This is a genomic window from Porphyromonas sp. oral taxon 278 str. W7784, from assembly GCF_000467855.2.
Taxonomy (GTDB): Bacteria; Bacteroidota; Bacteroidia; order Bacteroidales; family Porphyromonadaceae; genus Porphyromonas.
Genome location: NZ_KI259221.1, coordinates 269109 through 283836, shown reverse-complemented (window position 1 = coordinate 283836; position 14728 = coordinate 269109). Strand labels below are relative to the sequence as shown.

Sequence of the window (14728 nt, the reverse complement as noted above, 5' to 3'; positions counted from 1 at the left end):
GGCAAAAGGTAGGTAGGAGAGGCGGGATCCCTGCTTTTTTGCTATCTTTGAACCGCTTCGAAAATCGGAATCACGTACATTCATACTTCATGGAAGAACAAAACTATTCGCCTTCGACTCCACAAACGAAGAAGAGGCGCAACCCCATTGCGTGGGTGCCCAGCGTCTACTTTGGGATGGGGCTTCCCTACGTCGCCCTCTCGATCGTCTCTGTACTGATGTTCACTGACCTTGGGGTCGGTAAGGAAGATGTCACCTTCTGGACCAGTTTGCTTGTCTTGCCTTGGTCTCTGAAGCCACTTTTCAGCCTCTGTATGGAGCTCTTTGGTGCGAAGCGTCAGTATGTCTTCCTCACTGAGGCGATCACCGCCCTGATGTTTGGGTTAGTGTGCTTTGCTCTGCCTTTGCCCAGCTTTTTCTCCATCGCCTTAGCCTTCATGGGCGTGCTGGCTATCAGCGGATCAATGCACGATATCGCTGGGGACGGACTCTATATGCAGGAGCTCTCCAGTAGCGAGCAGGGAGTCTATGCCGGCTGGCAAGGGGCCTTCTACAATCTAGCGAAGATCCTCACCAACGGGGGCTTAGTTTATCTAGCAGGATACCTGTCGAAGGGGATTGGTCTCGAGAAGGCTTGGATGGTGATCATGGCCATCTGTGCGGGACTGATGCTCGCTCTATCCCTCTACCACATGTGGGTACTACCGAAGGAGACGGCCAAGGAGCGACGCTCAGTCAAGGAGAGCTGGGCTGAGATGGTCGAGGTCGTCCGTACCTTCTTCGTCAAGAAGCATATCTGGCTCTACCTCGTCTTCATCTTCCTCTACCGTCTAGGTGAAGGTCTGGCGATGAAGATCGCCCCTATCTTCCTCAAGGATCCCGTCATGAAGGGCGGTGTAGGGCTGTCGAACGAAGACTACGGGCTCATCTATGGTACGGCGGGTACGATCGCCTTCATCCTTGGCTCGATCCTCTCAGGCTACTACATCGCTAAGTTCGGCCTCAAGAAGACGCTCTTCTCTCTGGTCTGTATCTTCAATATCCCCTTTGCCGTCTACCTCCTGCTTGCCCTCTTCCAGCCTCAGAACCTCTGGTGGGTCGCTACGGGTATCGTCTTTGAGTACTTCAGCTATGGCTTCGGCTTCGTCGGGATCACCCTCTTCATGATGCAGCAGATTGCCCCAGGGAAGTACCAGATGGCGCACTATGCCTTCGCCAATAGCCTGATGAACCTGAGCGTCATGGTCCCTGGGATGATCAGCGGGAAGCTCGCTACGCAACTCGGCTACGAAGGCTTCTTCATCCTGGTGCTCGTGGTCACTATCCCAGCCATCGTGCTGAGCCTACGCCTGCCCTTTGCACACTCGCCTGAGACGAAGGAGGTAGCCTAATTAAGTCACTTCATCACCCTATATATAAGTAAACGAATGAGCAAGATCAAGATCGTCGGGCAGAGCCTGCCTGATATGCCTTGGGAAGATCGCCCCGAAGGCTGTAAGGATACCGTCTGGCGCTACAGCGCTAACCCCATCATCCCTCGTGACCTGCTGCCTACGTCCAACAGCATCTTCAACAGTGCTGTCGTGCGCTTCGGAGAAGGCTACGCTGGTGTCTTCCGCTGTGATGACACGAACCGCCGTATGCGTCTGCACGTGGGCTTCAGCGATGATGCTATCAACTGGAACATCAACCCAGAGCCTCTGAAGTTCGAATGTGACGACAAGGAGATCGGTGAGTGGGTCTACGGCTACGACCCTCGTGTGGTCTTCATCGAGGACCGCTACTACGTGACGTGGTGCAATGGGTACCACGGCCCCACGATCGGTGTAGCCTACACCTTTGACTTCAAGACCTTCCACCAGCTGGAGAATGCTTTCCTGCCCTTCAACCGCAATGGTGTGCTCTTCCCCCGCAAGATCGATGGGAAGTTCGCTATGCTGAGCCGTCCCAGCGACAATGGTCATACGCCCTTCGGTGATATCTTCTATAGCGAGTCGCCAGACCTTGAGTTCTGGGGTCGTCACCGTCATGTCATGAGCCCTGCTCCCTTCGAGGATAGTGCTTGGCAGTGCACGAAGATCGGTGCGGGTCCTATTCCCATCGAGACGAGCGAAGGGTGGCTTCTGATCTACCACGGGGTACTCGCATCGTGCAATGGCTTTGTTTATGCCTTTGGTTCGGCCCTGCTTGATTTGGATGAGCCTTGGAAGGTGAAGTTCCGCTCCGGTCCTTACCTCATCTCTCCTCGTGAGCAGTATGAATGTATGGGTGACGTGCCCAACGTGACCTTCCCCTGCGCTGCTCTGCACGATGCTGACACGGGTCGCATCGCTATCTACTACGGCTGTGCTGACACGGTCACGGGTCTGGCCTTCGGCTACATCGATGAGATCGTAGAGTTCACTAAGAAGCACTCCATCATCTAAGCTACAGCGGAGCTATCCTCTACGGACGAGACGCACCCTTCCCCAGATCAGGGAGTGAGGGTGCGTCTCTCTGTATCCCGCTCTATCGAACTCTATCCTAAGAGCATACCCCCTAGGGGAGGTGAGGGCATCGGATCGGGTAGGGGCTAGTAGCATATCGTATAATCTTATTATCTTTGCTCAAAGGTAATTGGGTACTTCGGCAGTGTATGTCCCTTAGGCAAAGCACAAGCACCTAGGGCATCCATTAGCTATAGACCAGTGGGGAGCCGAGAGGCTGCCCTCAACACCCGAGACAATAAAGTATACAAAACAAGACCCAAACATGGCAGAAGACAAGGAGTTTACTCCTCGACCAAACCTCAGTAGCTCTGATGAGCCTACTCCGCGCTCGGCTACACACTCCCGTCGTGTACCTGCAGCCTCTACCGATGGACAGCACACCTCAGCACGAGGCACCACAGGTACTCCTACCCGACGCCGACGTGTCTTCATCGTCTCCGAAGAGGAGCAGTCCCCACGCCCCAACCGCGTCTCTTCTCGCCCTTCACGTGTAGATCACTCTTCCTACGAAGGCTCTTACCCCTCACAGCATCGCTCTCAAGCCAGCTCCACCTCTACCGCAGAGCGTTCCCGCTACGACGAGCGCTATCAGGCGGAGCGTGCCGATGGTAGATATAGCTACAACTATAATAGATCTGAGCGCCCTCGTCGCTCAGGTGGTGCTCCTGGAGCCGGTGGGCATCAGGGAGAAGGTCAGCCCTACAAGGGGAAGCGCCCTGCCAAGGGTGGCAAGCGCCCCATGCCCAAGGCAAAGAAGCCCAAGCAGCCACAGATCCCCATCCCAGTCAAGTATGAGGAGATGGTAGATCCCTCACAGGATCTGCGTCTCAATAAGTTCCTAGCCAACGCTGGGGTCTGCTCCCGTCGTGAGGCAGACGAACTCATCGCAGCAGGGGAGATCACCGTCAATGGGGTCGTCGTCAAGGAGCTTGGCTCACGTGTCACGCGCCTCGATGAGGTCGTCTACAAGGGACAGCGTGTCTCCACTCAGAGCAAGGTATATATCCTCCTGAATAAGCCTAAGAACTGCGTGACGACCTCCGATGATCCCGAGTGTCGCCGTACCGTGATGGATCTCGTCAAGGGGGCTTGTGAGGAGCGCATCTACCCCGTAGGTCGTCTGGATAGAAATACCACGGGGGTCATCCTCATCACCAATGATGGAGACCTGTCGAGTAAGCTGACTCACCCCTCCTTCATGAAGAAGAAGATCTATCAGGTCTGGCTTGATAAGCCCGTCTCCATCGAAGATATGCAGCGTATCGCCGAGGGGATTGAGCTCGAGGATGGAGAGATCCATGCGGATGCTGTCAGCTACGTCAATGAGGAGGACCTGAGTCAAGTAGGGATCGAGATCCACTCGGGACGCAATCGTATCGTCCGTCGTATCTTCGAGCACCTAGGCTACCACGTACACAAGCTCGATAGAGTCTACTTCGCCGGCTTGACGAAGAAGAACCTCCCCCGAGGTCGCTGGCGCTATCTCACCGAGCAGGAGGTGAACAACCTGCGCATGGGCTCCTTCGAGTAATCAGCACACACCACAGAACCGCTACATACCTCAATCATTCATTTTATGAAACGTACAAGAATCATCGAGCTACTCCACGCTACCCTAGTAGGGCAGCAAGTGAACGTCAAAGGTTGGGTCCGTACCCGCCGTGGCAATAAGGCTGTCAGCTTCATCGCACTCAATGACGGCTCGACGATCCATAATATCCAGATCGTCGTCGATCTAGCTAAGTTCGATCCCGAACTGCTGGCTAAGATCACGACGGGTGCTAGCCTGAGTGTCATCGGTGAGCTTGTCTCCTCGCAGGGACAGGGTCAGAGTGTCGAGATCCAGGCCAGTGAGATCGAAGTCCTTGGTACTGCCGATCCTGCTACCTACCCACTACAGAAGAAGGGGCACTCCCTAGAGTTCCTACGTGAGATCGCCCACCTACGTCCACGTACGAATACCTTCGGAGCGATCTACCGCATGCGTCACCACATGTCGATCGCTATCCATACGTTCTTCCACGAGCGAGGCTTCTTCTATGTCCATACCCCACTGATCACGGCCAGCGATGCCGAGGGTGCTGGGCAGATGTTCCAGGTCACGACTCTTGACCTAGAGAACCCTCCTCGCACCGAGGATGGGAAGGTCGACTACAAGGAAGACTTCTTCGCCCGTCACACCTCGCTGACGGTATCTGGTCAGCTGGAGGGGGAGATGGCGGCCCTTGCCCTCGGAGGGATCTATACCTTCGGGCCTACTTTCCGTGCCGAGAACTCCAATACGCCTCGTCACCTAGCGGAGTTCTGGATGATCGAGCCTGAGGTCGCTTTCCTTGAGATTGAGGAGAACATGGACCTAGCAGAGGAGTTCATCAAGTACTGCGTGCAGTGGGCGCTCGATCATTGTATGGACGATCTGACTTTCCTAGCGGAACACTTCGACAAGGAGCTCATCGATCGCCTACGCTTTGTCCTAGAGAAGCCCTTCAAGCGCATGACCTACACCGAGGGTATTGAGATCCTCGAGGCGGCAGTCAAGGCAGGGCGCAAGTTTGAGTTCCCAGTGTACTGGGGTGCCGACCTTGCTAGCGAGCACGAACGCTATCTCGTGGAAGAGCACTTCCAGCGTCCTGTCATCGTCACCGACTATCCTAAGGAGATCAAGAGCTTCTATATGAAGCTGAACGACGATGGGAAGACAGTCCGAGGTATGGATGTCCTCTTCCCCAAGATCGGAGAGATCATCGGTGGATCGGAGCGTGAAGCAGACCTCGACAAGCTCGTACAGCGTGCTCAGGAGGTAGGAGTACCTGAGAAGGACCTCTGGTGGTACCTCGACTCTCGTCGCTATGGTACGGCTCCTCACTCGGGCTTCGGACTGGGCTTTGAGCGCCTCCTGCTCTTCGTCACCGGTATGGCGAATATCCGTGACGTCATCCCCTTCCCCCGTACGCCACGCAATGCGGAATTCTAGTGCTGTGAGGGGATAAGCTCGCTTACTATCCCTCCTTCGCTAATAGATATGATGGGTGTCTGCCTCAGAGAAGGTAGGCACCCATTTCTTTGTATGCTAGCGAACATTTTCTACCTCCTCTACGTTATTATCACACAAGATCATCCATATATAAACTTATCCGTTAAGAAGAATGAAAGTACTCGTTATCTATTCGCACACCTACCACGAGAAGAGCTACGCTGGTAAGGCCATCCTTGAGGTACTCAAGGCTCAGCCTAATGTAGAGATCCGCAATCTAGAAGAGCTCTACCCCGACCTCAATAAGATCGACATCGCTGCCGAGCAGGAGGCGCTAGTAGGGGCAGATGTCATCATCTTCCACCATCCCGTCTTCTGGTTCAGCGTACCTGCAGCGATGAAGCGCTACCTGGATCAAGTCTTCCAGTACGGCTTTGCCTATGGTACGGGAGGCGATAAGCTCAAGGGGAAGAAGTTCATCCACTCCTATACCACGGGCTCTGGTGCTGCGACCTTCGAAGACTCGGAGTTTAGTAGTGCTCTGTCTCTGCCCCTCAAGTGCACTGCCGCTTATACCCAGATGGACTATGTCGGGGCTTTCCCCCTCTACGGACAGCTGTCCCTGACTAACCCCAACGTCGCACAGGAAGCACGAGAGCACGCAGAGAAGCTAGTCTCTCTCCTGAAGACACTCTAGGAGGGCTTGTTCGCCACCTTTAGTTTATGGGCAATTTCCCCTACCGAGCATCTGGCTTGGTAGGGGAAATTGATTTATGAGGAAGGGGGATGATGGAGCGCAAGAAATGGGTAGGGTAAGGACATGGTATCGAAGAAGTTTCTACCTTTGCGTATGGCTTCACTCTGTCTCTGCTCCCTCTAATGCTTAGGGCGGGCTACAGAGAGCCTACCTCAGGTATAGAGACTCACGACTAACTAAGCTTACTCTAATGATCCATAGTACACTCGAGGGATCGGCTCGCTACGAAGGACTCCATCCCTTATTCAAGGAAGCTTTCGACTACATCAAGGCGCATGATCTCTTGGCTCTAGAGTCGCAGCGCATAGAGCTTCGTGGTGAAGACCTCTTCATCAATCGCATGGACGCTCCATTGCAGATCTACCAGCCACTCGAAGCTCACGAAGAGCATATCGATATCCAGGTACTACTCAAGGGACGAGAGCGTATCGGTTGGCTTCCCCGTGCTCTATGCCAGGAGCCTCAAGCCCCTTACGACAAGGAGAAGGATGTCATCTTCTTCGAAGATACCCCAGCGAGCTACGTGGATCTAGTCCCAGGGGACTTCGTGATCCTCTATCCCGAAGATGCTCATGCCCCTCTCATTGGAGGCGGTGGCGCTGTGAGCAAGCTTGTAGTCAAGATCCGACTGCGCTAGCCTAGCGCTCCTATCGATCTTATGATAGCGCTTCGCTCTTATTAACTTTGGTGCTCCCCTCATATTAGCCTCGTGACTTCCTGAGTACTGCCCATTAGCCTTCTCCTCAGCTGAGCGTAGAGCTTCTCTAGCATTCGCTTTGGGTAGCCTTCTCGCCTTAGCTTGGGACCTCGATAGAGGCATAGATAGCGCTCGTCTCGAGATTATACTTATCTTAGTTCGATATTACTACCACTCATCCATACATATTAGTAACACACATGAAGAAGAATCAATGGCTCCGCCTAGGGCTTCTAGCCCTGGCTACGACGATCGCTTTACCCGCAGTGGCCCAACGCAAGGGTAAGGCAAAATCCAAGGTAGCTACAGTTGTCGCCAAGCCCAAAGCCGGGCACTACCTGATCCAGGGTACAGCACCCGCTGAAGCCAACGGCAAGTGGGTCTACCTCTATACCAATAGTGGTACTGCACTGGACAGTGTCAAGGTCGTAGGAGGGAAGTTCCACTTTGAGCGCCCCGTAGGAGGTGATGGTATCGTGGCCAACCTAATCGTGCCTCGCTCCTTCTCGCTCTCCTTCATCCCCGAGGAAGGCGTCATCAAGGCTCCTCTAGAGGCTGAAGCAGCGACGGGTACCCCGCTCAACGATATCCGTGCTCAGAAGGTCAAGGAAGAGATCGCCCTCTCTAGCGGGGTGAAGGAGAAGCTGATGAAGCTCCGCTCCGACAAGACCCTCTCTGATCAGCAGAAGGAAGAAGGCATGGAGAAGGTCGTCAAGGAATACTATGCTCAGATCCTGCCTGGCGTGCTGGCTGACCTCAAGGCCCACCGTGACGACGCTCTCGGCTACTATGCTCTTCAGACCCTCCTTGCACAGGAAGATATAGACCTTGCTAAGGCAGAAGGCTACCTCAAGGAAGTTAGTGAAAGCCTCCGCAATGAAGAGACGATCGTCAAGCAGGTAGAGCGTCTCCGCCGTCTCGAGGCTACTAAGCCTGGGGCACAGTTTGTAGACTTCGATGGAGTCGATGATGCGAGCAAGCCCGTTAGCCTCAGTTGCTATGTCGGTAAGGGACACTACGTGCTGGTAGACTTCTGGGCCTCTTGGTGCGGGCCTTGCCGTCGTGAGATCGCTCACCTGAAGAAAGTACGGGATGCGTACACGGACAAGGGCTTAGTCATCCTCGGTGCTGTCGTTTGGGACAAGATGGAGGATCACCTGCAAGCGATGAAGGATCTAGAGATCACATGGCCTCAGATCTTCAATGATAAGGATGCGACGGACCTATATGGTATCGCAGGTATTCCTCAGCTCATCCTCTTCGATCCCAGCGGTAAGATCGTCGCCCGAGATCTACGTGGCGATATGGTCAATGCCCAGCTGGACGAGATCCTGAAGACCACTGGCGGTAAGCTCTAAGCAATAGAGTAAATACCACAAGGGAAGCCCCCAAGTCCGAAGCCTCATACAGGCTATCGACTTGGGGGCTTCCCTTTTTTATCCCTTTCGTTTGAGAGGGTATGGGGTAGGCTTCTCCGAGCGCTAGGCAGGCGGTGTAGTGCCGTATCCTGTGGCCCTCTCGTATCAGAGCTACGCCCCAATTAGACCAAGCGCTAATCCTCAGGGAGGATTAGCGCTTGGTTCGTTTTATAGGGGATGCTATGGAGGGTCTTACAGCGAGTACTCCGGATGGCTTAGAGCTCTACTAGAGCGCTCTCTGTGGTAGCGCTTCAGTCGAATTGCGACTGGTGTCGGGAGCTACTTACGCTTGGGCTTGAGCTTGGCTTGAAGGAGGTCCTTCAGGTAGCGCCCTGTGGCAGACTCGGCGCAGGAAGCAATAGCTTCGGGTGTCCCTTCGGCTACGATATAGCCTCCAGCCTTCCCGCCTTCGGGTCCCATATCGATGACCCAGTCGGCAGCCTGGATGACCTCTAGATTGTGCTCGATGACGATCACTGAGTGCCCTTGGTCTACGAGGGCTTGTAGAGCCTGGAGCAAGGTGCGGATGTCATGGAAGTGCAAGCCTGTGGTGGGTTCGTCGAAGATGAAGAGGGTAGGGAGTTTCTTCCCCTTCCCGAGGTAATAGGCCAGTTTGACTCGCTGATTCTCCCCACCGGAGAGGGTAGAGCCTGACTGCCCAAGCTTGATGTACCCTAGCCCTACCTTCTGCAGGGGACGTAGCTGGTCAATGATCTTGGAGGTCAAGGAGGAAGAGGCTCGATTGGCCTCAAAGAACTCGACCGCCTCATCGACGCTCAGGTCGAGGAGTTGAGAGATGTTCGTCCCACAGTACTCTACCTCTAAGAGTTCCTTGCGGAAACGTAAGCCGTGACAGGCTTCGCAGGGGAGCGTGATGTCGGCCATGAACTGCATCTCCACGGTGATGACACCTGCGCCCTGACAGCGCTCACAGCGTCCCCCCTCCTTGTTGAAACTGAAGTAATAAGGCTTGAAGCCCATCTGCTTCGATAGCGGGAGGCCTGCATAGAGCTCACGGATGGTATCGAAGGCGCCGACGTAGGTCACGGGGTTGGAGCGGGAGCTTCGCCCTATGTTGTTCTGGTCGACATACTCGATCTGACTGATGGACTTGAGGTCGCCCGAGATACCCCGTAGCTCTAGGTGATCCATCGGCTCTCTATTGAGCGTACGGGAGACGCCCTCGTAGAAGAGCTCTCGCATCAGCGTGCTCTTGCCCGAACCGCTGACACCGCTGACGACGGTGAGGGCATGTAGTGGGAAGCGGACGGTGACGTCCTTGAGGTTGTGTAGCGTCGCTCCTTCTAGCTCGATGTAGCTATTCCATGGGCGACGGACGGAGGGGAGGGGAATCTCCTCTCGTCCCGTCAGATAAGCTGCCGTGTAGCCAGGTGTCGTGCTGTTGATCTCTGAGGCGGGCCCCGCATAGACGACTTCGCCTCCCCCACGCCCAGCATCAGGGCCGATGTCGATGATGTAGTCTGCGGCACGCATCATCTCTTCGTCGTGCTCTACGACGACGACGGTATTGCCGAGATCACGGAGGCGACGCACTACTTGGATCAGGCGCTCAGTATCTCTCTGATGGAGACCGATACTGGGCTCGTCGAGTACGTAGAGTGAGCCCACGAGGCTACTACCGAGCTGAGTAGCTAGGGTCACACGCTGGCTCTCCCCACCCGAGAGCGTGCTGGAGAGGCGGTCGAGGGTAAGGTAGCCCAGACCCACTTCGTCTAGGAAAGTCAGTCGGGAGCCTATCTCATGGAGTAGGCGCTTAGCGATGAAGGCGTCGGCCTGGCTCAACTGGAGCTGGTCGAAGAAGTCCCGAGCCTCCCAGAGGGTCATCGATACGACTTCGGCGATGTTCTTCCCCCCGATACGTACACAGAGGGCATCAGGCTTGAGGCGATCTCCATGGCAGGTAGGGCAGATGGTCTTACCCGTGAAGTGGGCGATGCGCACACGGTTCTGGATCTTATGGAGCTGGCTTCGTAGATAGTCGAAGTAAGGGGTGATGCCGATGGGGCCGTACTCCTTGGTCGGGAGGCCATCCCACAGCTGAGCCTTCTGCTCCTCAGTGAGTTCTTCGTAGGGTCGGTGTATGGGGAACTTCGCCTTATCGGCATAGCGGATGAAGAAGTGCTTCCACTCCGAAGACACTTCCCCTCGCCAGCATGCCACTGCATCGTCATAGACGGAGAGACTAGGGTCGGGGATGACCAAACGGTGGTCAATGCCTACGACCTTCCCGAAGCCTTCGCACTCGGGGCAGGCACCGATGGGGTTGTTGAAGCTGAACATCTCGGGCGAAGGCTCCTGGAAGACCCGACCATCGGCTTCGAAGATATTGCTGAACTCCTGGAGGCGTACAGGCTGTCGTCCTGCCTCGGTCATCTCTTCGATAGCGAGATAGCAGACGCCACGCCCCTCGAAGAAGGCCGTCTCTACCGATTCGCCTAGGCGGTCTACGGCTTCAAGGTCTTCGCTGATCGCTAGGCGGTCGATCAGGAGATAGAGCCCTTCAGCTCGGTCGTCGCTCCAGAGTAGAGCATCCTCGATAGCTAGGATCCCCTCGGGTGTCCACAGTCGGCTGTAGCCCTGCTGTAGCTGGATCTCGAGATGAGCGGAGAGCTGTCGCCCCTCGGGGACGTGTAGGGGTACGATGAGGTAGACACGACTACCCACGGGGAGCCCCTTGGCGTAGCGAAGGACGTCCTTCACCGTGTGCTTGCGCACCTCCTGCCCCGAGCTGGGGGAGATGGTCTTCCCGATACGGGCATAGAGCAGGCGCAGGTACTCGTAGATCTCGGTAGAGGTCGCTACGGTAGAGCGGGGATTACGGCTGACGACACGCTGCTCGATGGCTATAGCTGGGGGAAGCCCACGTATCCAGTCGGCCTCGGGCTTAGCCATACGACCGACGAACTGACGGGCGTACGACGAGAGACTCTCCACGTAGCGACGCTGGCCCTCGGCATAGAGCGTGTCGAAGGCGAGCGAACTCTTCCCCGAACCACTCACCCCGGTGACGACGATGAGTTGGCCTCGGGGGATGGCTAGGTCTATGTCCTTGAGATTATTGACACGCACATGGTGCAGGAGGATGTGGTCTGCCGTATCCTGGCGGTCGTTGAGTGGGGCGGGAGTCTTCTTCGTTTCTTTCTTAGCCATCGAGATGGAGGAGGGGTTAGGTCGCGACGGGTAGGGGAGGCCGTTGCTCCGAAGGAGCCCGTCTGCTATTCTTACAAAATTAAGAATAATCGGGTAGAGGATTTAGTTCTGTCCATCTCCCGAAGCTTAGCTCCTGCGTCCCACCCTTCGACTGGGGCTGGTAGAGTGTCTCTTGGCTTGCTTCGTTTATAGGGGGCTCTTCGACTAGCTAGTAGCACCAGTAGCGCCTCCCGAGAGGTCCTACTGGTGCTTCTCCGGAGGCGCTACTGCTTCCTCTGTCGGCTGGATATTAGACAGGGCTAGATCCTGGGACTTAGCTCGGGAGAAGTGTGCTCTTTGTACCTCCATCCCAAGAGCAGGGTAGACGGAGTCGGAGAAAAAGTGTACCTTTGCCAGCGGAAGTAGCCCCCACGGGGGACGTGGATAGATTTGAGATGCTTGCAACCACGAGAAAAAATGCTAAACCCGTCGTCTCGATGGAGCTTCACCTTTAGCTCCTCATCCTCTACGACAGACTTAGCTCACCTCGACCTTGGTTGCACCTATCGGCAGCTGAGGTCTTCTTGTATCCGCTTGACTGAGGCTACTTCTCTGATCACTAACCCATATACAATAGATATACCGATGAGTTATCTCTTTACCTCTGAGTCTGTCTCCGAAGGGCATCCCGACAAAGTAGCAGACCAAATATCCGACGCCATCCTAGACCACTTCATGGCACTCGACCCGTACTCCAAGGTGGCGTGTGAGACGCTCGTGACCACGGGGCAGGTCGTGCTCGCAGGCGAAGTCAAGAGTGATGCCTACGTCGAGCTACAGGATATAGCCCGAGACGTCATCCGAGGGATCGGCTACAACAAGAGCGCTTATTGCTTCGACGCCGATAGCTGTGGTGTCCTCTCCGCTATCCATGGGCAGAGCGCTGACATCAACCGTGGTGTCGAGCGCCTCGCACCCGAGGAGCAGGGAGCAGGCGACCAGGGGATCATGTTCGGCTACGCCTGTCGTGAGACGCCTTCGCTGATGCCTCTGCCTCTTGACCTGTCGCATGCTCTCCTGGAGGAGCTCGCCCGTATCCGCAAGGAGGAGCTTCACCTGATGCCTTACCTCCGTCCCGACGCCAAGAGTCAGGTGACGGTCGAGTATTCGGACGAGGGGAAGCCCCTGCGTATCGATACCATCGTCATCAGTACCCAGCACGACGAATTCATTGAGCCCAGTGATGCTTCACCAGAGGCGCAGGCAGCGGCTGACGCTCAGATGCAGGCTCGTATCACCGAGGATATCCGCCAGATCCTCCTCCCACGTGTACTAGGGCGCTACCCCGAGCAGATCCAGCAGACACTCGATGCAGACTTCAAGCTGTATGTGAACCCCACGGGTAAGTTCGTCATCGGGGGCCCCCATGGCGATACCGGGCTCACGGGTCGCAAGATCATAGTAGATACCTATGGGGGGAAGGCTCCTCACGGCGGGGGAGCTTTCTCTGGTAAGGACCCCTCGAAGGTAGACCGCTCGGCAGCCTATGCCGCTCGTCACATCGCTAAGAACATCGTCGCTGCTGGTATCGCCGATGAAGTATGCGTCCAGCTGGCTTACGCTATCGGCGTGGCTGAGCCCATCAGTATCTTCGTCGACACCTTTGGCTCTTCGCACGTCTCCGTAGCCGATAGCGTCATCGCCGAGCGAGTAGGGCAGATCTTCGACCTGCGCCCCTATGCCATCGAGCAGCGTCTCAAGCTTCGCACCCCCATCTACCAAGAGACGGCGAGCTACGGGCACTTCGGGCGTGAGCCTCGCCGTGTGACTAAGTACTTCTCTACGAATAGCCGTGGTAAGATCGCCCACGAAGTAGAGCTCTTCACCTGGGAGAAGCTAGACTACGTCGATACCCTTCGCCATAGCTTCGGACTCTAGGCGCTGAGTCTCTCATTATTTTCTTACCTTTGCATGCAAAGCAGAGTCAAAGAGGCTCTGCATTTGCATGCACAAACGATCAGATGATACTGAGGTCTTCGCTCCCTCTGAGCGACACAAAATATAGAAAGCCGTATGTCAAGCCCTGCTTGGTAGACGGCTTTTCTCTTTATATATGACCTCGGCGCACCTGTCTCTACACATCTTCATTAAGTATCCGTCCCTATGCAAGACTACAAAAGAGCTACTTTGATCCTCGATGATGGGAGTCGCTTCGAAGGCTACTCGTTCGGCTATGATGCCCCTGTGGCAGGCGAAGTCGTCTTCAATACCGCGATGACTGGCTATACGGAGAGCTTCACTGACCCCAGCTATCGGGGGCAGATCCTCGTCATGACTTATCCCCTGGTCGGGAACTATGGGGTGCCTTCCCCCAAGCGAGATGAGCACGGTATCGCCTTCTTCAGAGAGAGCGATGAGATCCACCCCCTAGGGATCGTAGTCTCTGACTACTCTGAAGAGCACAGCCACTGGAACTCTGAGGGCTCGCTCGCAGAATGGCTCCGCCGGGAGCATGTCTTCGGTCTTACGGGCATCGATACACGTGAGCTAGCCAAGACGCTCCGAGAGAAAGGCTCTATGAAGGGCAAGATCGTCCTCGAGGGGGGAGAAGATATCCCCTTGGACGATCCTAATGCTCGCAACCTCGTGGCAGAAGCTTCGCCCAAGGAAGTCACTATCTATGGCAACGGACCGAAGAAGGTCGTGCTCGTAGACTGCGGAGCGAAGAACAACATCGTCCGCAACCTCATCCGCCCCGACGTGACCCTATATAGAGTCCCCTGGGACTATGACTTCAATGAGATCGACTTCGACGGGCTCTTCCTATCCAATGGCCCTGGGGACCCCAACATGTGCCGTATCACTGTCGAGCATATACGTAAAGCATTTGAGCGGAAGAAGCCCATCTGTGGTATCTGTATGGGTAACCAGCTTCTAGCGGCTGCAGCAGGAGCGAAGATCTCGAAGATGAAGTACGGGCACCGCAGTCACAATCAGCCTGTACGTGAGGTCGGGACCAACCGCTGCTATATCACCAGCCAGAATCATGGCTACGCTGTCGATGCCTCGACGCTGGGGCCCGGTTGGCGAGAGAAGTACGTCAACCTTAACGATGGCTCCAACGAAGGGATATGCCATGAGACGCTGCCCTTCTTCTCGGCTCAGTTCCACCCCGAGGCTTGTAGTGGTCCGACGGACACAGTCTTTATCTTCGAAGAGTTCCTCAACTTGATTTAATCCCCT

General features: G+C 55.5%; 10 protein-coding genes. 9 read left to right on the top strand and 1 reads right to left on the bottom strand.

The genetic code is table 11. The annotated features are described in order from the left end of the window. Positions 1-89 precede the first annotated feature (89 nt). From HMPREF1556_RS01135 to HMPREF1556_RS01105, 7 genes are all read left to right on the top strand, one after another. Positions 90-1391 carry an MFS transporter gene (locus HMPREF1556_RS01135; protein ID WP_021666341.1) on the top strand — a complete coding sequence of 434 codons (1302 nt, stop codon included), beginning with the start codon at positions 90-92 and terminating at the stop codon, positions 1389-1391. Positions 1392-1427: 36 nt separating this feature from the next. After that, complete coding sequence (locus tag HMPREF1556_RS01130; RefSeq protein WP_021666340.1) at positions 1428-2426, top strand: glycoside hydrolase family 130 protein; 999 nt, start codon at positions 1428-1430, stop codon at positions 2424-2426. Between the two features lie 325 nt (positions 2427-2751). Further along, a complete protein-coding gene (locus HMPREF1556_RS01125) occupies positions 2752-4020 on the top strand; it encodes a pseudouridine synthase (protein WP_044125030.1) in 1269 nt (422 codons plus the stop codon). A 45-nt stretch (positions 4021-4065) separates the two neighbouring features. Then, positions 4066-5463, top strand: coding sequence for an asparagine--tRNA ligase (asnS, locus tag HMPREF1556_RS01120; protein WP_021666337.1), 1398 nt, complete (start codon positions 4066-4068; stop codon positions 5461-5463). A gap of 172 nt (positions 5464-5635) precedes the next feature. Further along, positions 5636-6160 (top strand): NAD(P)H-dependent oxidoreductase, encoded by a 525-nt coding sequence (locus HMPREF1556_RS01115; RefSeq protein WP_021666336.1) that lies wholly within the window; start codon positions 5636-5638, stop codon positions 6158-6160. Between the two features lie 250 nt (positions 6161-6410). Then, positions 6411-6857, top strand: a complete 447-nt coding sequence (locus HMPREF1556_RS01110) for a YhcH/YjgK/YiaL family protein (RefSeq protein ID WP_021666335.1) — start codon at positions 6411-6413, stop codon at positions 6855-6857. 260 nt (positions 6858-7117) lie between these two features. Continuing rightward, entirely contained in the window at positions 7118-8275 is a 1158-nt protein-coding gene (locus HMPREF1556_RS01105; protein ID WP_021666334.1) for a TlpA disulfide reductase family protein, read from the top strand. Between the two features lie 339 nt (positions 8276-8614). Here HMPREF1556_RS01105 and uvrA read toward each other — a convergent pair whose 3' ends face one another. Next, positions 8615-11506 carry an excinuclease ABC subunit UvrA gene (uvrA, locus tag HMPREF1556_RS01100; protein ID WP_021666333.1) on the bottom strand — a complete coding sequence of 964 codons (2892 nt, stop codon included), beginning with the start codon at positions 11504-11506 and terminating at the stop codon, positions 8615-8617. Between the two features lie 624 nt (positions 11507-12130). On the opposite strand from uvrA, the gene metK reads away from it, so the two are divergent. Both metK and carA read left to right on the top strand, forming a co-directional pair. Next, positions 12131-13423: a methionine adenosyltransferase gene (metK, locus tag HMPREF1556_RS01095; RefSeq protein ID WP_021666332.1), complete on the top strand. Its 1293-nt coding sequence runs from the start codon at positions 12131-12133 to the stop codon at positions 13421-13423. A 225-nt stretch (positions 13424-13648) separates the two neighbouring features. Further along, positions 13649-14722, top strand: a complete 1074-nt coding sequence (gene carA, locus HMPREF1556_RS01090; RefSeq protein WP_021666331.1) for a glutamine-hydrolyzing carbamoyl-phosphate synthase small subunit — start codon at positions 13649-13651, stop codon at positions 14720-14722. The last annotated feature ends 6 nt before the right edge of the window (positions 14723-14728 follow it).